The sequence below is a fragment of the Flavobacterium sp. UBA7680 genome, from assembly GCF_002482975.1.
Taxonomy (GTDB): Bacteria; Bacteroidota; Bacteroidia; order Flavobacteriales; family Flavobacteriaceae; genus Flavobacterium.
In genome coordinates this window covers 51,229-72,472 of the sequence record NZ_DLHA01000043.1, presented here as the reverse complement: position 1 = coordinate 72,472, position 21,244 = coordinate 51,229, and the positions used below count along the sequence as shown (strand labels likewise).

Sequence of the window (21,244 nt, the reverse complement as noted above, 5' to 3'; positions counted from 1 at the left end):
CACTTGTGCAGAATTTAGACGCAGATGACACGGATTTGCTATCGCAAAGACGCAGAAAAAAAACGGATTTATCAAATATTATAAATTAAAAAATCTGTGTAAATCAGCGTTTTCGCGATAGCGAATCCGTTAAATCTGCGTTCTATTTATTTTATCAAATTCTTATATCTAAAAAAGGCTCTTTAGAATTAACAAAAGAGCCTTTCTATTTATTTTAAAAACCAGAAATTAAATTCCAGCAATTACTTTTATTTCATCAATAATACGAAGTGCTAAAGTATCCGCTTCTTTTTGCGAAGGTGCTTCAGTATAAATTCGAATAATTGGTTCCGTATTCGATTTTCTTAAATGAACCCATTCATTAGCAAAATCAATTTTTACACCGTCAATTGTCGAAATATCTTCGTTTTTATATTTCTCTGTCATTGCCGTTAAAATAGCATCAACATCAATTTGAGGAGTCAATTCGATTTTGTTTTTACTCATATAATATTCGGGATAAGAAGCTCTCAATGCCGAAACTGTTATTTTTTTATTTGCTAAATGTGTTAAAAACAAAGCAACTCCCACCAAACTGTCACGTCCGTAATGCAATTCAGGATAAATAATTCCGCCGTTACCTTCACCACCGATAATTGCATTATTCTTTTTCATTAATTCAACAACATTAACCTCTCCTACTGCACTTGCTTCATATTTTCCGTTATGTCCGTTTGTTACATCACGCAATGCACGAGACGAAGACATATTCGAAACTGTATTTCCCGGAGTTTTACTCAAAACATAATCTGCACAGGCAACTAATGTATATTCTTCACCAAACATTTCCCCATCTTCACTAATAAAAGCCAAACGATCAACATCTGGATCAACAACAATTCCTAAATCCGCTTTTTCTTTTACAACCAACTCAGAAATATCCGTTAAATGCTCTTTTAAAGGTTCTGGATTATGCGGAAAATGTCCGTTTGGTTCGCAGTATAATTTTACCACTTCAACGCCCATTTGTTCTAACAAGTTCGGAATTATAATTCCGCCAGAAGAATTCACACCATCAACAACAACTTTAAACTTAGCATCCTTTACAGCCTGAACATCAACTAAAGGCAAATTCAGCACTTCATCAATATGAATATCCATATAAGCATCATTCAGCGTAATTTCTCCAAGATTATCAACATCAGAAAAATCAAAAGCTTCAGCTTCGGCAATTTCAAGAATTTTAGCGCCATCATCGCCGCTTAAAAATTCTCCTTTTTCATTTAATAATTTTAAAGCATTCCATTGTTTTGGATTATGAGATGCTGTTAAAATAATTCCTCCATCCGCTTTTTCAAGAGGAACAGCAACTTCAACCGTAGGCGTTGTCGAAAGTCCAAGATCAATTACATTAATTCCTAAACCTATTAAAGTATTTACAACAAGATTATGAATCATTGGCCCGGAAATTCTTGCATCGCGGCCTATTACAACTGTTAGTTTTTCTTTTGAAGTATTGTTTTTAAGAAAAGTTCCGTATGCCGATGCAAATTTTACAGCGTCAACTGGAGTCAGGTTATCTCCCACTTTTCCACCGATTGTTCCTCGTATTCCTGAAATCGATTTTATTAAAGTCATCTTTGTGAGTTCTGGTTATTTTATTACAAATATAAAAAAGTTACTAAGCTTCTGAGGTGCTAAGAGGCTAAGATTTTGAAAAAAAAGTTACTAAGGTTCTAAGTTGCTAAGATTCTAAGATTTTCAAAGAATAATTAATAACAAAAATCTAAAGCTAAATAATATAATAAAAACGATCTAAAAAAGTTTTCATACTTTTACTAAAACAACTTAGTTTCTTAGCAACTTAGAACCTTAGTAACTTAGATAAAAAAAATGAATTTCTTAGCCCATATATATCTTTCCGGTGAAAATGACTTAATTAAAATTGGCAATTTTATGGCCGATGGCATTCGCGGAAAACAATTTGAACATTTTCCGCAAGATGTTCAAAAAGGAATTCTTTTACACCGTTTTATAGATACTTACACAGACTCTCACGATGTTTTTAGACAAAGCACAAGACGTCTTCACGAAAAATACCACCATTATTCCGGAGTAATTATAGATATTGTTTACGATCATTTTTTAGCCAAAAACTGGTCGAATTATTCAGATGAAAAACTAGAAGATTTTATCAATCGTTTTTACAATTCATTACACGAAAATTACGATGTTTTAACCGAAAAAACCCAAGGCTTAATGCCTTATATGATAGAAAGAAACTGGCTTTTAAGTTACAGGACTGTCGAAGGAATTCATCAAATTTTAACCCAGATGGACAGAAGATCGAGAAATGTTTCAAAAATGCAGTTTGCTAGTGAAGAATTAAAAGAATTTTATACAGAATTTGAACAGGAATTCACTCTCTTTTTTGAGGATATTCAACAACAAGCCAAGCAAAAATTACTTTCCTTATAAACCTAACCATTTTATAAAATATGTTCTTGTTATGAAAAAAATTTCACTTTTATTTTATTTTATATCCCTTTACAGTTTTGCACAAAACACAGCCTCACCAACTGGTTTAACAGCATCAAAAGCAATGGTCGTTTCGGCCCGTGCCGAAGCATCAAAAATTGGTGTAGAAATAATGAAAAAAGGCGGTAACGCATTTGATGCCATGGCCGCGACAGAACTGGCTCTTGCTGTTGCTTATCCATATGCCGGAAATCTTGGCGGCGGTGGATTTATGGTTTACCGAAAAGCAAACGGCGAAGTTGGAAGTTTAGATTACCGCGAAAAAGCACCGCTTGCCGCAACAAAAAATATGTTTCAGGACAAAGACGGAAACGTAATTCCTGGAAAAAGTACCGAAACTCCTTTAGCAATTGGCGTTCCCGGAACTATCGCCGGAGTTTTTGCCGTTCATAAAAAATTCGGCTCTCTGCCAATATCAGAAATTCTGAAACCAGTTATCGCACTTGCAGAAAAAGGTGTTGTTGTAACTTTAAAACAGCAAAAACAGCTTGAGAACTATCATGATGCCATTGTAAAAGCAAATGGACCAACAACCTTAATGGCCGGGAAATTTAAAGAAGGCGATACAATCAAATATCCTGCACTTGCCAGCACGCTTAAACGAATTTTAAAAGGCGGCAAAGATGAATTCTACAAAGGCAAAACGGCTCAGGTTTTAGTCGATTATCTTAAGAAAAAAGGCGGCATTATTACACTTAAAGATTTAGCATCGTACGAAGCAAAATGGAGAAATCCATTGCAGTTTGATTACAAAGATTTAAAAATTACTTCGATGGCTCCTCCTAGCAGCGGCGGGATTTGCCTTGCACAGATTCTGAAAATGATTTCATCGTTTTATTTATCAAAAATGGGACACAATTCAGAACAGTCAATTCAGGTAATTGTGGAAGCAGAAAGAAGAGCTTACGCAGACAGAAGCCAGTTTTTAGGAGATCCTGATTTTGTAAAAATTCCAATTAAAGGTCTTTTATCAGATTCTTATTTAAAAGAAAGAATGTCCAATTTTGATTCCGAAAAAGCTTCATTATCATCAGAAATAAAAGAAGGAAAAATTACTTATAACGAAAGTACCGAAACAACACATTATTCTATTGTCGACCAATTTGGAAACGCCGTTTCTGCAACTACAACAATAAATGACGGTTTTGGTTCTAAATATTATTGTGATGAATTAGGCTTTTTCTTAAACAACGAAATGGATGATTTTAGTGCAAAACCGGGATCGCCAAATATGTTTGGATTGGTTGGAAACGAAGCAAACAGCATTGCGCCTCAAAAAAGAATGCTTAGCTCTATGACACCAACAATTGTAGAGAAAAACGGAAAATTATTCATGGTTGTAGGTTCTCCAGGCGGATCTACAATTATAACATCAGTATTACAGACTATTTTGAATGTTTACGAATATAATTTAAGCATGCAGGCAGCTGTAAATGCTCCTCGTTTTCATCATCAATGGCTTCCGGATCTTATTACATTTGAGCCAAATACGTTCAATTATAATACAATCGAAAGTTTAAAAGCAAAAGGATATTTAATCAACGAAAAAACGACACCTGTAATTGGTAAAGTAGATGCTATTTTGGTTTTGCCAGACAATACTCTCGAAGGAGGTGCTGATTTTCGTGGTGATGACAAAGCTGCGGGATTTTAAAGCAAAAAAGATTTTAGTAGAAAAATTTGACAAAATCGAATGTTTAAAGCTAAATTTGCATTCTCCGTAACTTTTTAAAAACACAATGATAAAGAAACTTTTTCGAAGATTAGAAAGCATTATTGCTTTGGCTCAATCTATTTTGACACCAAAGCAATTCATTTTTTTATCCAGTGTTTTGGTCGGAATTTCGTGTGCATTTGCGGTAATCGTTTTAAAAACATTTGCCCACAGCGTTTTTTCCTTTGCAACTTATATCAGCGGAATTTTAAAATTAGGTTTCATTAATAGTATCCTGCCTATAATTGGTATTTTACTGACTGTTTTGGTGGTTAAAAAAGTTTTAAACGGAACTATTCAAAAAGGAACTTCGCAAATTTTATATGCAGTTGCTAAAAAGGCAAGTATAATTCCGAAAAAGCAAATGTATGCGCAGATTGTTACCAGCTCTTTGACTGTAGGTTTAGGAGGATCTGCAGGTTTAGAAAGTCCAATTGTAATTACGGGAGCTGCTTTTGGCTCCAACTATGCGCAGAATTATAAATTAGCTTATAAAGACAGAACTTTACTTATTGGCTGTGGGGTTGCGGCAGGAATTGCAGCCGCTTTTAATGCGCCTATTGCCGGAGTTCTTTTTGCTATAGAAGTTCTCTTGGTCGATGTTAGTATTTCGGCCTTTACGCCAATTATGATTTCGGCTGCGACCGGAGCTTTGGTTTCGGCAATTGTGTTAGATGAAAGTATTCTTTTATCTTTCAAAAAACAAGAAACTTTTGATTATCACAATATTCCTTTCTATGTCGTTTTAGGTTTATTAACAGGTTTTATTGCTGTTTATTATTCTAGAAATTTTCAAAAAGTTGAGCACTATTTTTCAGAATTAAAAATGGGGCCTTATAAAAAAGCATTGATTGGTTCGTCGCTTTTGGCACTTCTTATTTTTATATTTCCAACGTTGTTTGGTGAAGGTTACGAAAGTATCAAAATCTTATCTGAAAGTGATCCTGGGCAATTATTAGATAATACCTTATTTGCCAGCTGGAGAAACAACCAATGGGTTTTATTGCTTTTTGTTGGTTGTACCATGATGATAAAAGTCTTTGCTTCGGGACTTACAATTGGAAGCGGTGGAAATGGAGGAAATTTTGCTCCTTCCCTGTTTTTAGGATCTTATCTGGGTTATTTCTTTTCGAAATTTATCATTCTAACCGGTTTAGCAAAATTACCAATTAGCAATTTTACAATGGTTGGAATGGCCGGAATTTTGAGCGGATTATTTCATGCACCGCTTACCGCAATTTTCCTTATTGCAGAAATTACCGGAGGTTACGGTTTGATGATTCCGCTTATGATTGTTTCATCAATTAGTTTTGCGATTTCTAAACGTTTTGAAAAATATTCGCTTGACGTAAAAAATCTGGCCAAAAAAGGACATGCTTTTACCAGCAATAAAGATTCGAATATCTTATCAACTTTAGATATTGATACCATCATTCAAACGGACTATTTAACCGTTTCTCCAGAAGAACATTTAAGCAAATTAGTTGATCTTATTTCGCACTCTAATCAGGTAATTTTTGCTGTTGTAGATAATGAAAGAGAGCTTGTTGGTGTTGTCCATTTTAATGATATCAGAGAAATTATATTTAATGCTTACCGCGTAAAATATACTTTGATAAAAGATGTAATGAAAACTCCTCCTGCAACTATTTCTTCAAATGACAGCATGGAAATCGTAATGACAAAATTCGAAAGATCTAAAACTGCTTTTCTTCCCGTTTTACGAAATGAAAAATATTTCGGTATGATCTCAAAATCTATTGCACTTGAGGCATACAGAATGAAACTTCGTTCCATGACAATAGAATAAGCTTAATATCGGATAAGTTAAAAATTTGCAGTATCCGATATTAAGAAGTACTTTTGTAGGATTATGTGGAACATTGACTTAACATACAGAGAAGAATTTCAATCGACATTTGATCGATTATATCAAAAAAGGCTTGATTTGCAAAACAGCAGACCACTGCCCAATATCGCTTTACACAAAATCCGCGAAAGTTTATCGCTCGAATGGACCTACAATTCAAACAGTATTGAAGGAAACACAATGAGTTTACGCGAAACCCAAATGGTAATTCAGGAAGGAATCACTATAAAAGGGAAATCACTTCGTGAACATTTTGAAACACACAATCACGATAAAGCAATCGATTATTTATACTCAATTGTAGATGATAATTACAAACTTCGAAGTATTGATATTCTTTCCATTCATGGTTTAGTTTTACGTTCTATCGAAGACGATTTTGCAGGTCGTTTACGAAATGGCGGCGTTCGAATTTCAGGAGCTAATTTTATGCCTCCAAACGCCAATAAAGTTTCAGATCTTCTCGATGAATTAATTGAGTTTGTCAATACAAATCCTTTAGGATTAAATGATATAGAACTGGCCACTATTTATCATCATAAATTAGTCTGGATTCATCCATTTTTTGATGGAAACGGCCGAACAGTTCGTTTGAGTATGAATCTGTTATTGATGCGATGCGGTTTTCCGCCCGCGATTGTACTTAAAAATGATAGAAAGAAATATTATGAAGCGTTAAATCAGGCAAACAATGGCAATTATCAAAAACTAACCCTTTTGATGTGTCAGGCATTAGAACGCACGTTAAATATATATTTAACCGCAATGCCGGGAAGCAGTTATGATTATCAGCCTATCATAAATATTGTAAGCGAACCAGAAGCCACTTACGGTCAGGAATATGTAAGTTTACTAGCCAGAACAGGAAAAATTGACGCTTATAAAGAAGGCCGAAACTGGTACACAACCAAAGAAGCCATCGAAGAATATATGGCAACAAGAAAAAGAAAACGCTAGTTTCGGCTAGCGTTATTTTGTTACAATTTTTAACATAAACTTCTATACTCTAGTACTAAAAGAACAAATCAAAGTGGTAACTTTGCGTTTTGCTCAAATTTATGCTAGATAAAGACAATACTATTGAAGTTCTTGGTGCAAGAGTTCATAATCTAAAAAATATCGATATTTCTATTCCGCGTGAAAAACTTGTTGTTATAACAGGTCTTTCGGGTTCGGGAAAATCATCATTAGCGTTTGATACGATTTATGCTGAAGGTCAGCGTCGTTATGTAGAAACTTTTTCTGCATATGCGAGGCAGTTTCTTGGCGGATTAGAACGCCCTGATGTTGATAAAATCGACGGACTTTCGCCGGTTATTGCAATTGAACAAAAAACAACCAGTAAAAGCCCGCGTTCAACTGTTGGAACTATTACTGAAATATACGATTTCCTTCGACTTTTATACGCTCGTGGTGCTGACGCTTATAGTTACAACACCGGAGAAAAAATGGTTTCGTATTCTGATGAACAAATTAAAGATTTGATTATTCAGGATTATAATGGCAAACGCATTAATATTCTTGCTCCGGTAATTAAAGCCAGAAAAGGGCATTATGCCGAATTATTCCAGCAAATTACCAAACAAGGATTTTTGAAAGTTCGCGTAAATGGTGAAGTTCAGGATTTAGTTGCAGGAATGAAACTGGATCGTTACAAAACTCACGATATTGAAATTGTAGTCGACAGAATGTTGATTGAAAATACCGAAGACAATCAAAAACGATTGGCTGAAAGTATTAATACAGCGATGCATCATGGCGAAAATGTATTAATGATTTTAGATCAGGATACTAACGAAGTTCGTTATTTCAGTAGAAATTTGATGTGTCCAACAACCGGAATTTCGTATCAAAATCCAGAACCGAATTTATTTTCTTTTAATTCACCAAAAGGCGCTTGTCCGCATTGTAACGGATTAGGAACGGTTCACGAAATCAATGTTAAAAAGATTATTCCAAATCCGAAATTATCAATTAAAAGCGGTGGATTTGCTCCGCTTGGCGAATATAAATCTTCATGGATTTTTAAACAGTTAGAAACTATTGGAGAAAAATTTGGATTTAAGATTACAGATCCAATTGAGAAAATTCCGGAAGAAGCTATGCAAATGATTTTGTATGGAGGAAAAGACAAGTTTGCCATCAACTCAAAAGATCTTGGCGTTACAAGAGAATACAAAATTGATTTTGAAGGAATTTCAAACTTCATCAAAAATCAATATGACGAAAGTGCAACAACAAGCATAAAACGCTGGGCAAAAGATTTCATGGACGAAATTAATTGTCCGGTTTGCGAAGGCTCACGTCTTAAAAAAGAAGCATTGTTTTTTAGAGTTAATGAAAAAAACATCACCGAATTGTGTGATATGGATATTTCAGATTTAACGGCTTGGTTTCAGGATTTGAATAAGCATTTAACTGATAAACAGCTTTTAATTGCTTCTGAAGTTGTAAAAGAAATCAAAGATCGTTTGAACTTTTTAATGAATGTTGGTTTGAATTACCTGGCTTTAAGCCGAAGTTCAAAATCACTTTCGGGCGGTGAAGCACAGCGTATTCGATTAGCGACACAAATTGGTTCACAGCTGGTTGGTGTTTTATATATTTTGGATGAACCGAGTATTGGTTTACACCAAAGAGACAATGAAAAGTTAATTAAATCTCTGGAGCAATTACGTGATATTGGGAACTCGGTTATTGTGGTTGAACACGACAAAGACATGATCGAAACGGCAGATTATGTAATTGATATTGGCCCCAAAGCCGGAAAATATGGCGGGGAAATTATCAGCATTGGAACTCCTGCAGAAACTTTAAAATCGAATACTATTACCGCTCAATATTTGAATGGTAAAATGAAATTAGAAATTCCGAAAGAGCGAAGAAAAGGAAACGGAAAATTTTTAAAACTAACCGGAGCAACAGGAAATAACCTGAAAAATGTTTCGATTGAATTGCCTTTAGGACAGATGATTTGCGTTACAGGAGTTTCAGGAAGTGGAAAATCAACTTTGATTAATGAGACGCTCTACCCTATTTTGAATGCTTATTATTTTAACGGCGTAAAAAAACCACAGCCTTATAAAAAGATTGAAGGTTTAGAACATATTGACAAAGTAATTGATATTGACCAAAGTCCGATTGGAAGAACGCCACGTTCGAATCCAGCGACTTATACGGAAGTTTTTACCGAAATCAGAAATCTTTTCACCATGACTTCTGAAAGCATGATTCGTGGTTATAAAGCCGGACGTTTCAGCTTTAATGTAAAAGGCGGACGCTGCGAAACCTGCGAAGGTTCTGGTGTTAGAACTATCGAAATGAACTTTTTACCAGACGTTTACGTGGAATGTGAAACGTGTCAGGGAAAACGTTTTAACAGAGAAACACTTGAAATTCGATACAAAGGAAAATCAATTTCGGATGTTTTAGATATGACGGTTGATGAAGCGGTTCCGTTTTTTGAAAACATTCCGAAAATCCACAGAAAAGTAAAAACGATTCAGGATGTTGGTTTAGGTTATATCACGCTTGGTCAACAAAGTACAACGCTTTCTGGTGGTGAAGCACAACGTATCAAACTGGCTGGAGAATTATCTAAAAAAGATACAGGAAATACTTTTTATATTCTGGATGAACCTACAACAGGTTTACATTTTGAAGATATCCGCGTTTTAATGGATGTTATCAATAAATTGGTTGATAAAGGAAATACAATTCTTGTTATCGAACATAATATGGACGTTATTAAACTTGCGGATTATATTATTGATATTGGCCCTGAAGGCGGAAAAGGCGGTGGACAATTAATCGCAAAAGGAACTCCGGAAGAAGTGGCGAAAAATAAAAAAAGTTATACGGCTAAGTTTTTGAAAAAGGAATTGGAATAAAAATATTGTCAATAATTGGGATGGATTAAAATCCGTTGTGTAAAATCAATAACGGATTAAAATCGATTATATCGAAATCTCTAGCGGATTAAAATGCGTTATATTGAAACCTCTAACGGATTGAAATCCGTTTCTACAATATGAACCGTTCCTTCGGAACTCTATTGTTGAGGCAAATCGACATTTTCAACGGATTAAAATCCGTTGCTACCGATATGTCGTTCCTACGGAACTTTATTTAAAACTTAAAAGCAAAATCATTTTAAGAATTATGGATGATGAAATTGAAATTCCTATTGAGCATCAAAAAATAGTTCTGAGTAGAATTAAAAAATAGTAAAGCTTCACCCAAAAGAATGTTAGATTGGGGTGAAGTTTTAGAGAAATAATCCAAACATAATTAACTTTAAATCTACCGAAATCTCCATGCATTATAATTTAGTTCCGTAGGAACCAAATATCGGTAGCAACGGATTTTAATCCGTTGAAAATACGGACGCGTCCCAACAATAGAGTTCCGAAGGAACGGTACATATTGTAGAAACGGATTTCAATCCGTTAGTTTTTTTGACACAACGGATTTCAATCATAAATTCAATTCCAACAAAACTATTCCTATTTTCGAAATATTTTTAATCCCTTGATTATTAATCTTCAAGAAAAAGAACCAATAAAGAAATGTTACATTTCAATTAATAAATGTACATTTTTATAACAATTCTTAAAAAAAGCACTAATTTAGTACGCCCTTTTTGTCAACGCTTTTTCATTTTGACAAAAAGACTAAGATATAATCTATGAATCTAAAAGACAAATTCAGTAATGTAGACCAATATTTTTCGCCTAAAATAATTGACGAAGTAAACGATCAATATATTAAAGTAGCAAAAATAAAAGGTCAGGAAGTTCCGTGGCATAATCATGAAAATGAAGATGAGTTATTTTACATTGTCGATGGTGAACTCTTAATGGAAATTGAAAATGAACCAGCAGTTACAATGAAAAAAGGTGATTTGTTTGTTGTAAAAAAAGGTATAAATCATAGAGTTTCATCGGTAGAAGAATGTTTGATAATGCTGATAGAATCTAAAACTACAGAACATACCGGAAAGGTAAAAAGCAACATTACGAAATCAATTGAAGAACAAACGTATTAATAAAGAATTCTTCGAATAAACCAATTGTTTAATTGAAACCTAATGCCCTAGCCCTGATGGGAACGGCATCCTTTTGTGGCGGGGTTCGCCGCAAAAGATATAGTGGACAGCAGGATTAGCTCCTTCCTTCGACTACGCTCAGGATGACAAAATAGAACACCTTAATAAAATATAAATAATTAAAATACCTAAAATGAGATTAGAAGATTTTGATAATGATGAGGATAAAGTAATCCAGGACAGTTTAAAACAAAAAACCTGGAATGAAATTAGAACAAATGACAGCTGGGCGATTTTTAAAATCATGTCCGAATTTGTAAACGGTTACGAAAGCATGGGGCGTATTGGTCCGTGTGTATCTATTTTTGGTTCGGCGAGAACAAAACCAGATGATAAATATTATTTACTGGCAGAAAAAATTGCTTTTAAAATTAGTAAAGCTGGTTATGGTGTAATTACGGGAGGAGGCCCGGGAATTATGGAAGCTGGAAATAAAGGTGCACATTTAGGCGGCGGAACTTCGGTTGGTTTAAATATCGAACTGCCTTTTGAACAGCATTTTAACCCTTATATAGATCACGATAAAAACCTGAATTTCGATTATTTCTTTGTGAGAAAAGTTATGTTCGTAAAATATTCGCAAGGTTTTGTGGTTATGCCAGGTGGTTTTGGAACACTTGACGAAATGTTTGAAGCAATCACTTTGATTCAGACTAAAAAAATTGGAAAATTCCCAATTATTTTGGTTGGAGTTGAATTCTGGTCTGGTTTATTGGATTGGGTAAAAACAGTTTTGGTAGAAAAAATGCAAACTGTAAGTCCTGAAGATTTGAACTTATTCAAAATTGTAGATACTGAAGATGAAGTTGTTGATGTTTTAGATAAATTCTACAAGAAATACGACTTAAGTCCGAATTTCTAAAATATTTGTAGGGTAAATAAATTTTGTAAGATTAAGTATTCTTAAAAAAATCTGCACTTATTTTACCTATAAGGTTAAATTTACACCTATTACGATATAAAAATTGAAAGCTGTTTTTTAAAACAGCTTTTTTTATGCTATTTTTACATAAAGCCATGAATAATTTATGCACGAAATTTTAGGTATATTTATAATTTTTACGCCAATTCTTGAAATCAACATATAAAATTGTAATTCTCTTTTTTGTTTTATTTAGTTCGATAAAACAGTATGCACAACATCAGTCTAAGATGGAAGTGGCGGTTAATCTTGAGCTAAAAACGCTGAATGTAAAACAGGATATTACGTATTTTAATACTTCAAACGACACGCTGGTTTCGATTGTTTTGAATGATTGGAATAATGCATTTGCAGATAAAAATACGCCTTTGGCAAGACGTTTTTCTGATGAATTTTATCGCGGTTTTCATTTGGCAAAAGCTATTGAAAGAGGAAATACTACAATTTTAAATCTTACTGATTCAGGCTTTACGGTGCTTGAATGGGAAAGAACAGATAAAAACCCAGATTTTATTTTGGTTAAGCTAAACCAAAAAGTACTTCCGGGAGAACAAATCACTTTACATATCAATTATATTTCGAAGATTCCGAGTGATAAATTCACGCATTATGGGTTTAATCAAAACGGAATGAATTTAAAAAACTGGTTTTTAAATCCTGCACGTTTTGAAAATCATCGTTTTATAAGATACAATAACTTTAATCTTGACGATATTGCAAATGCGGTTGTCGATTATGAGGTTGACATAAAAATCCCGAATGATTATTCGATTACTACGGATTTAAATTCGGTTTCAAAAGATATTTCAAATTCGGCGTTTACTAATTATTCTTTTTCGGGAAAAAACAGATCTGACTTTAATTTAATTATCGAAAGACAAAATAATTTTAAGAGTTATGATAATGGGACGATCGAAGTTCTTTCGGATTTAAAAAACAAAAAGATCAGCGAGGTTCAAAAAGCGATTATAATTGATCGCGTTGCAGCATTTGCAAATGAATTTCTTGGTAAATACCCTAATGAAAAAATTACGGTTTCGCAGGCAGATTATGAACGAAATCCTTTTTATGGGTTAAATCAGCTGCCTTCGTTTCTGAGTCCGTTTTCGGATGAATTTATGTTTGAAGTAACTTTCTTCAAAACTTATTTGAACAATTATTTAAAGAATTCACTTCGCCTCGATCCTCGAAAAGACAATTGGGTTTATGACGGAATCCAGATTTATGCCATGATGAAGTATATGGAAGAAAATCATCTGGATGAAAAAATGCTGGGCAGACTTTCGAGAATGAAACTTTTTAGAAGTTATAATATCACCAACCTGACTTTTAACGAGCAATACAGTTATTATTATATGCTGATGGCTCGTAAAAACCTGGATCAGCCGCTTGGAGATCCAAAGAATACGCTGATAAAATTTAACGAGCAAATTGCGAGTAAATACCGCGCGGGCTTAAGTTTAAGTTATCTTGATGATTATTTGAATCATAATATTGTTCCCGAAAGTATTCAGGAGTTTTATAATTTAAATAAAACGCAGCAGACAAATCGTTATGATTTTGAAAAAATCTTAACCGATAAAAGTCCAAAAAATATCGACTGGTTTTTTAAAACTATAATCGATTCAAGAGAAATTATCGACTATAAGTTTACGCATGTTGCTAAAACGGCAGACAGCATTCAATTTTCGATAAAAAACAAAACAAACATTTATGCTCCAATTCCGGTTTATGGATTAAAGAAAAATGAAGTTGTTTTTAAGGAATGGATTGAACCTAAAAAAACAGATTCTGTTTATCAATTTGACCGAAAAAATGCGGATAAATTAGTTATTAATTACGACAACGAGGTTCCGGAATTCAACCAAAGAAACAACTGGAAATCGTTAAAAAGTCTGGTTATTACCAATCGTCCTATAAAATTTAATTTTGCTAAAGATCTTGAAGATCCTTATTACAACCAGATTTTATATATTCCGACATTGACATATAATTATTATGACGGATTAACGCCGGGAATTCGTTTTCACAATAAAACGATATTAGACAAACCTTTTACTTTTGATATTAATCCTGCGTATTCCATAAAAGCGGGAACAATTTCTGGTTCGTCGGCTTTTTCGCTGAATCAGTTTTATCGAAACAGTACTTTATATAATGTGCGATATTCTATAAGTCAGAACTATTTTCATTATGCGCCAGATGCTACTTACCTGCGATTAAATCCTATGGTGCAGCTGCGCATTCGCGAAGAGAATTTTAGGGACAATAGAAAACAGCTTATTTTGTTTCGTCAGGTAATTGTAAACAGGGAAGCAAGCGCCTTTATTACAGATAATTCTAAACCTAATTATTCTGTTTTTGATGCGCGTTATGTAAACACAAAAACGGAATTGGTTAATCATTTTAATTTCATGACTGATGTTCAGTTTGGCGGAGGCTTTGGAAAAGTTTCGGGAGAAGCTGAATACAGAAGATTATTTGAAAATAATCGAAAACTAAACTTAAGATTGTTTGCCGGAAGTTTCTTGTACAATAAAACCAATTCTGATTATTTTAGTTTTGGTTTAGATAAGCCTACAGATTATTTATTTGACTATAATATTTTGGGAAGATCCGAAACTAGTGGGATTTTCAGCCAGCAATATGTAATTGCCGAGGGAGGTTTTAAATCAAAAATAGACCCTTCATTTGGTAATCAATGGATGACCACTTTAAACGCCAGTTATGCTTTATGGGACTGGGTTGAAGTTTATGGCGATGTTGGACTTTTGAAAAACAAACATCAGGATGCATTTTTTGCTTATGATAGCGGAGTGCGGTTAAATCTTGTTCCAGACTACTTTGAACTTTATTTTCCGGTCTATTCAAATAACGGGTGGGAAATTTCTCAAAAGAATTACAACGAAAAAATCAGATTTGTTATCACTTTGGCACCAAAAGCATTAGTCACTCTTTTTACCCGAAAATGGTTTTAATTAAATAAATTTTAATCAAAAATATAAATTATTATCACAAAAAAGACAAAAACCATAAAAATAACACAATTAAAGTACGTAGTTTTCTGTTTTTAAATACAAATAATTAAATTATATTTATTTTAAAGAATTATGATTATTGATTGTTTTTAAGTAATTTCGCAGTCATAACATGACCCACAAGATTATGATAACAGAAAAAAGCAATACAACTTTAACTTTTGAAGATTTTAAAACAGAGGTATTGAACGACTACAGAATTGCAGTAACTAGCCGTGAGTGTAGTCTTTTAGGTCGTAAAGAAGTATTGACAGGAAAAGCCAAATTTGGAATATTTGGTGACGGAAAGGAAGTACCGCAGCTTGCAATGGCAAAAGCCTTTAAAAATGGGGATTTCCGCTCTGGTTATTATCGCGATCAGACTTTTATGATGGCGATTGGCGAATTAACTTCTAAACAGTTTTTCGCAGGTTTATACGGTCATACTGATTTAAATCATGATCCAATGTCTGCCGGAAGGCAAATGGGCGGACACTTTGTAACGCACAGTTTAAACGAAGACGGATCTTGGAAAGACTTAACAAAACAAAAAAATTCAAGTTCAGATATATCGCCTACAGCAGGACAAATGCCAAGATTATTGGGATTAGCCCAGGCTTCAAAAATTTACAGAAACGTTAATGGAATTACCATTAAAGATAAATTTTCTGTAGATGGAAACGAAGTTGCATGGGGAACAATAGGAAACGCAAGTACGTCTGAAGGTTTATTTTTTGAAACTATAAATGCTGCCGGAGTTTTACAAGTTCCGATGGTAATGAGTGTTTGGGATGATGAATACGGGATTTCGGTTCACGCGAAACATCAAACTACAAAAGAAAACATTTCTGAAATTCTTAAAGGATATCAAAGAGATGAAGATTCTAAAGGTTATGAAATTTTTAGAGTAAAAGGATGGGATTATGCAGAGTTAGTTTCGACTTACGAAAGAGCGGGCGCCATTGCGCGTGAAGAGCATATTCCGGTTTTAATTCACGTAAACGAATTAACGCAGCCGCAAGGTCACTCTACTTCTGGTTCTCACGAACGTTATAAAAATGCAGAAAGATTAGCCTGGGAAAGAGATTTTGACTGTATTCGTCAGATGCGTTTATGGATGATTGCTATTAACATTGCATCTCCTGAAGAATTAGCTGAAATTGATTTTGAATTAAAGAAAGAAGTTCTTGAAGCTAAAAAAGATGCATGGAATGATTTCATCAATCCGATTATTGAAGACCAAAAAAATCTTTTAGATTTATTGGAGCAAATTGCAGAAGCAAGCATCAATCATAAAGATAGAATCAGAAAATATATTTCAGAATTAAGTGCGATAAAAGCGCCTTTAAAGAAAGAAATTCTGGTTTATGCAAGAAAGATTCTTCGTTTTATAGAAGTTCCAAACAGTAAAATTCTTTTATCAAACTGGATTACAAATTTTATTGGAGAGACTCAGGGAAAATTCAGCAGTAACCTGCATTCAGAATCTGCACAAAATGTATTTTCTGTAGAAAAAGTACTTCCTGAATATGCCGAAAATGCAAAACCGGATTTAGACGGAAGAATGATTCTTCGTGATAATTTCGACGCTTTATTCAGCAAATATCCTGAAACATTGATTTTTGGGGAAGATGTTGGAAACATTGGTGACGTAAATCAAGGTCTTGAAGGCATGCAGGAAAAATACGGAGAACTTCGTGTTGCCGATGTCGGGATTCGTGAAGCAACTATTATTGGTCAGGGAATTGGAATGGCTTTGAGAGGTTTACGCCCTATTGCTGAAATTCAATATCTTGATTATTTATTGTATGCGATTCAAATCATGAGTGATGATTTGGCTACTTTACAATACAGAACGGTTGGAAAACAAAAAGCTCCATTAATTATCAGAACCCGCGGACACCGTTTAGAAGGTATCTGGCATTCTGGTTCTCCAATGGGAATGATTATAAACGCTATTCGCGGAATCCATGTTTTGGTTCCAAGAGATATGACTCAGGCTGCAGGATTTTATAATACTCTTTTAGAGTGCGACGAACCGGCTTTAGTTATTGAATGTTTGAATGGTTACCGTTTAAAAGAAAAAACGCCTTTGAACTTTGGTGAATTCAAAACGCCAATTGGTGTTGTTGAAACATTAAAAGAAGGTGCAGATATTACTTTAGTTTCTTACGGATCGACTTTAAGATTGGTTCAACAAGCTGCTGAGGAATTATTAGTTTTAGGAATTGACTGTGAAATTATTGATATTCAATCGTTACTTCCGTTTGATATTAATAAAGATATTGTAAAAAGTGTCGCTAAAACAAATCGTCTTTTAGTAATTGACGAAGATGTTCCGGGCGGAGCTTCGGCTTACATTTTACAGCAGATTCTGGAAGAACAAGATGCTTACAAATATCTTGATAGTAAACCACAAACGCTTGCTGCAAAAGCACACAGACCAGCTTATGGAACTGATGGTGATTATTTCTCCAAACCTTCTGCAGAAGATATTTTCGAGAAAATTTACAGCATGATGAATGAAGTTAATCCTTCTAAATTTCCTAGTTTGTACTAAAAATTTAGATTACTTAAATAACGTAAAAGCTCCAAGTCAAAATTGATTTGGGGCTTTTTTTATTAAAAAAAATCCAGTTATCTAAAAATTGGCTGATAATTACCCTCAAAAAACAATCATAATTTAACAAGATAAAACAGAATAAATATTATTTTAGTCTTACCAATTTTTAATCGCAGTTTCTGCCATCTTTAGTATAAATTAAACCAAAAACAACTTATTCTAAATTATGAAAACCATTAAAATACTTCTTATTCTAATTTCATTAGCATTAAATATTCAAAAAGTAACCGCTCAAACATCCTCAATTATTGATACAGAATATAACTTAAGAGGAACAATTTATGCTCCGGGACCAATCGAATCCTATAGAAATAAAGAGAAAGATTCCAACTATTATCTACTTCTCGCTAAAAAATATTTAGAAATGCCTGATACAAATCCCTATAAATATCAAAATGCGGTGGATAATCTTCGTAATTCCTTACTATTAGATAAAAATAATAGCGAAGCTTTTGAATTACAGTCTAAAGCAAATTATGATTTTGCAATGCATTCATTGGAACGTGGAGAAAGAGAATTTAAAAGTGGAGACTTTGGTGAAGGATATTATTTTTATAAAGCTTTAGAACATTTCTCTAATGCCTATCTCAATGGATTTAAAAAAGAAGAAGTTATCGCTAATACTGAAAAGATTAATTCATTACTCACAGATTCCAAAAAGAAAGTAATACTATTTAACGAATCTAATTTATACAAAATTTCTACCGTTTATCAGGAAAAAAATACCGCTGCTTACGATAGTATAAAAAAAGTTTACAAAGCGAAAAAAGCCGATCCGAATGTTGATAAAAATGAACTGCTGGATATCCTAAAAAAAAGACAAGAATATGTTGAATACTATTTTGAGAACAATAAATTGGAACCTTATGCTTATAATCAAACAACAATAGAAAGAGCAACATTAGGGATAGAAATGGGAGATACAGAAAATTCATGTCTATTATTGTATAAAACAGATCTGCTCTATTTTCATGAAAAAGGTTACGGTGATAAAGCCTGCAAAACATGGTATGATAAATATTCTAAAGCTGAGGAAATAAGAATTGCCTTAGAGAGAAAAGAAGCAGCTAAAAAATGGCAGACAGAACATCCAAATAAAATAAAACTGCGTTCTCTTATAGGACAAAATGATGATATAGTAAAAAGCTACCTTGGAGCTCCAATTGCCAAAAACTTTAAAATGAATGTTGGTCAAGGTTTTAACAGAGACGAATATTCGGCGAATAGATACAAAACGAAGAATGGTACTTATGAAATAGCCTTTAAAAACAGCAACGTTACCCGCATTCAATTTTTCCCAATAGTTATTATCAAATTTGATCCACGTGCCTTTGAACTCAACGATTCTAATTTTGATCAAGAAGTAACAAACAGACCAGGTTCTTGTTTTCCAGCATTCAATGACGGCTTTTCCGGAAAAACAAAAATATTCTCTATAGATTACAGCTGCGAAGGTTATCTGGCCAGTTTACAATTTTATGGCGTAAATGGTAAGGTGACTTCGGTTGTTGTGTATTAAATTTGATTTCTTTAGATAATAAAAAAAGCTCCAATATTTTGGAGCTTTTATTTTTATACACAAAGTGAAAGTCATTGCGAGGAACGAAGCAACCTCCCTATTATAATCACGTATAGATTTAGCAAGTGAGATTGCTTCGTTCCTCGCAAAGACATAAAATCCGTATTAATCCGCGCTTTCGCGAAAGCGAATCCGTAAAATCCGCGTTCAAACTACTAGTAATTAAATATCTCTCAACATAGCTCTCGCTCTTTCTAAATCCTCCGCCGTATCAATCCCAATTCCAACATGACTGGTTTCAACCATTTTAATGCGTTTTCCGAACTCTAAATACCTTAATTGCTCCAACTTTTCAGAAGCTTCTAAAGATTTCATAGGAAGGCTGTAAAAATCTAATAAAGCCTGTTTTCTAAAAGCATAAATCCCAATGTGTTGAAAATAACGAACTCCGGCATCTTTTTCTCTTGGATACGGAATTACCGATCTTGAAAAATACAAGGCAAACTGCGATTGATCAACAACGACTTTTACATTATTCGGATTATTGATTTCGTCTTCATTTGTGATTTCGCGCATTAACGAAGCCAAATCAATTTTCTTTTCTTCATCGTTTTTAAAAACGGATAAAACTTGTTCTAAAGGTCCGGCTTCTGTAAAAGGTTCATCGCCTTGTACATTTACCACAATATCAACATCAAGATTGGCAACGGCTTCGGCAATTCGGTCGCTTCCGGATTCGTGTTCTTTGATGCTCATTATGGCCTTTCCTCCGTTAGAAACAATTTCGTCAAAAATTAAATCAGAATCGGTTACAACAAAAACATCGTCGAATAAGTTTGTTGAAACCGCAGCTTCGTATGTTCTTAAAATTACTGTTTTACCTCCCAAATCATGCATTAGTTTTGCAGGAAAACGTGTTGATGCGTATCGCGCCGGAATTACCGCTATTATTTTCATTTTTTATGTCATTGCGAGGAACGAAGCAATCTCATCCTCATTACTAATTTATTTTCTTTGCGAATCTTTGTGCAAATCTTTGTGAATCTCTGTGAAAGTTATTACGCAAAGATGCACAAAGGTTTCGCAGAGATTCACAAAGTTTACATTATTTTTACTGAGGTCATACTCAATGAACCAGCCAAAAGTTTATCATTAAACAAGTTCAATTCTTCTGATTTTTCTTTTAAACCTAAAGTATACAATAAAGGCAGATAATGATCCGGAGTTGGAATTGCAATTTGAACCGCTTTACTCATTTTTTCGTACTCAATTAACGGCTGAAAATTTCCATCTAATAAATAATTATTTACCGTTTCCCTAGCTTCAATTGCCCAATCGTAACCGTAATTATCTTTATCAAAATTTCTGAAATCAACTAAACGAAGATTGTGCACAATATTCCCGCTTCCGATTATTAAAACGCCTTTATGACGAAGCGATTGTAATTTCTGCGCCAGCTCAAAATGGTATTGTCCTGATTTTGTATAATCAATACTTAACTGAATTACCGGAACATCTGCATTAGGATATAAATGTTTAATTACACTCCACGCACCGTGATCCAAACCCCAATGTTCATCTAAATCTACCTGAACGGGATCTAAGATTTTTTGAGTTTCCAATGCCAGTTCTGGACTTCCTTTTGCGGGATACTGCACATCAAAAAGTGCCTGCGGAAATCCTCCAAAATCATGAATTGTTCTCGGCATTTCCATTGAAGTTACTTTTGTGCCTTTTGTAAACCAATGCGCCGAAATACATAAAATCGCATTAGGCTGCGGTAATGTTTTTGCCAGATTTCTGAAACCAGCCACAAACTGATTTTCCTCAATAGCATTCATTGGGCTGCCGTGTCCTAAAAACAAAACCGGCATTTTATCTGTATTCGAAAACGTAGACGAAATCGAATGTAAGTCGTTTAGTGTTGTCATTTTCTAAAGTTTTTTTCGCCACGA

At 33.9% G+C, this 21,244-nt stretch carries 13 protein-coding genes; 10 read left to right on the top strand and 3 right to left on the bottom strand.

Features of this window, described 5'->3' with window-relative positions; all coding sequences use genetic code 11:
* Positions 1-228: 228 nt before the first annotated feature.
* A complete protein-coding gene (gene glmM, locus B3C18_RS18865; protein ID WP_291150166.1) occupies positions 229-1,617 on the bottom strand; it encodes a phosphoglucosamine mutase in 1,389 nt (462 codons plus the stop codon).
* Positions 1,618-1,872: 255 nt separating this feature from the next.
* Between glmM and B3C18_RS18860 the strand changes: the two genes are divergently transcribed.
* The 10 genes from B3C18_RS18860 to B3C18_RS18815 all read left to right on the top strand — a co-directional run bounded on the left by B3C18_RS18860 (position 1,873) and on the right by B3C18_RS18815 (position 19,289).
* Positions 1,873-2,457, top strand: coding sequence for an acyl carrier protein phosphodiesterase (locus B3C18_RS18860; protein ID WP_291150164.1), 585 nt, complete (start codon positions 1,873-1,875; stop codon positions 2,455-2,457).
* 31 nt (positions 2,458-2,488) lie between these two features.
* Positions 2,489-4,171 carry a gamma-glutamyltransferase gene (ggt, locus tag B3C18_RS18855; RefSeq protein WP_291150162.1) on the top strand — a complete coding sequence of 561 codons (1,683 nt, stop codon included), beginning with the start codon at positions 2,489-2,491 and terminating at the stop codon, positions 4,169-4,171.
* An 85-nt stretch (positions 4,172-4,256) separates the two neighbouring features.
* Positions 4,257-6,041: a chloride channel protein gene (locus tag B3C18_RS18850; protein WP_291150159.1), complete on the top strand. Its 1,785-nt coding sequence runs from the start codon at positions 4,257-4,259 to the stop codon at positions 6,039-6,041.
* A 63-nt stretch (positions 6,042-6,104) separates the two neighbouring features.
* Positions 6,105-7,058, top strand: coding sequence for a Fic family protein (locus B3C18_RS18845; RefSeq protein WP_180858857.1), 954 nt, complete (start codon positions 6,105-6,107; stop codon positions 7,056-7,058).
* 101 nt (positions 7,059-7,159) lie between these two features.
* On the top strand, positions 7,160-9,991 hold the full coding sequence (uvrA, locus tag B3C18_RS18840; RefSeq protein WP_291150156.1) for an excinuclease ABC subunit UvrA: 2,832 nt from the start codon (positions 7,160-7,162) through the stop codon (positions 9,989-9,991).
* A gap of 797 nt (positions 9,992-10,788) precedes the next feature.
* Complete coding sequence (locus B3C18_RS18835) at positions 10,789-11,148, top strand: cupin domain-containing protein (protein ID WP_291150154.1); 360 nt, start codon at positions 10,789-10,791, stop codon at positions 11,146-11,148.
* Between the two features lie 193 nt (positions 11,149-11,341).
* Positions 11,342-12,070 (top strand): TIGR00730 family Rossman fold protein, encoded by a 729-nt coding sequence (locus tag B3C18_RS18830; RefSeq protein WP_053470674.1) that lies wholly within the window; start codon positions 11,342-11,344, stop codon positions 12,068-12,070.
* 290 nt (positions 12,071-12,360) lie between these two features.
* Positions 12,361-15,108: an aminopeptidase gene (locus B3C18_RS18825; RefSeq protein WP_291150328.1), complete on the top strand. Its 2,748-nt coding sequence runs from the start codon at positions 12,361-12,363 to the stop codon at positions 15,106-15,108.
* Between the two features lie 187 nt (positions 15,109-15,295).
* Positions 15,296-17,707, top strand: coding sequence for an alpha-ketoacid dehydrogenase subunit alpha/beta (locus B3C18_RS18820; RefSeq protein WP_291150151.1), 2,412 nt, complete (start codon positions 15,296-15,298; stop codon positions 17,705-17,707).
* 229 nt (positions 17,708-17,936) lie between these two features.
* Positions 17,937-19,289 carry a hypothetical protein gene (locus B3C18_RS18815; RefSeq protein ID WP_291150148.1) on the top strand — a complete coding sequence of 451 codons (1,353 nt, stop codon included), beginning with the start codon at positions 17,937-17,939 and terminating at the stop codon, positions 19,287-19,289.
* Between the two features lie 222 nt (positions 19,290-19,511).
* Here the strand turns inward: B3C18_RS18815 and kdsB are convergent, their stop codons facing one another.
* Together kdsB and ygiD are read right to left on the bottom strand one after the other, a co-directional pair.
* Positions 19,512-20,246 (bottom strand): 3-deoxy-manno-octulosonate cytidylyltransferase, encoded by a 735-nt coding sequence (kdsB, locus tag B3C18_RS18810; protein ID WP_291150145.1) that lies wholly within the window; start codon positions 20,244-20,246, stop codon positions 19,512-19,514.
* Between the two features lie 143 nt (positions 20,247-20,389).
* Positions 20,390-21,220: a 4,5-DOPA dioxygenase extradiol gene (ygiD, locus tag B3C18_RS18805; RefSeq protein WP_053470670.1), complete on the bottom strand. Its 831-nt coding sequence runs from the start codon at positions 21,218-21,220 to the stop codon at positions 20,390-20,392.
* Positions 21,221-21,244 lie beyond the last annotated feature (24 nt).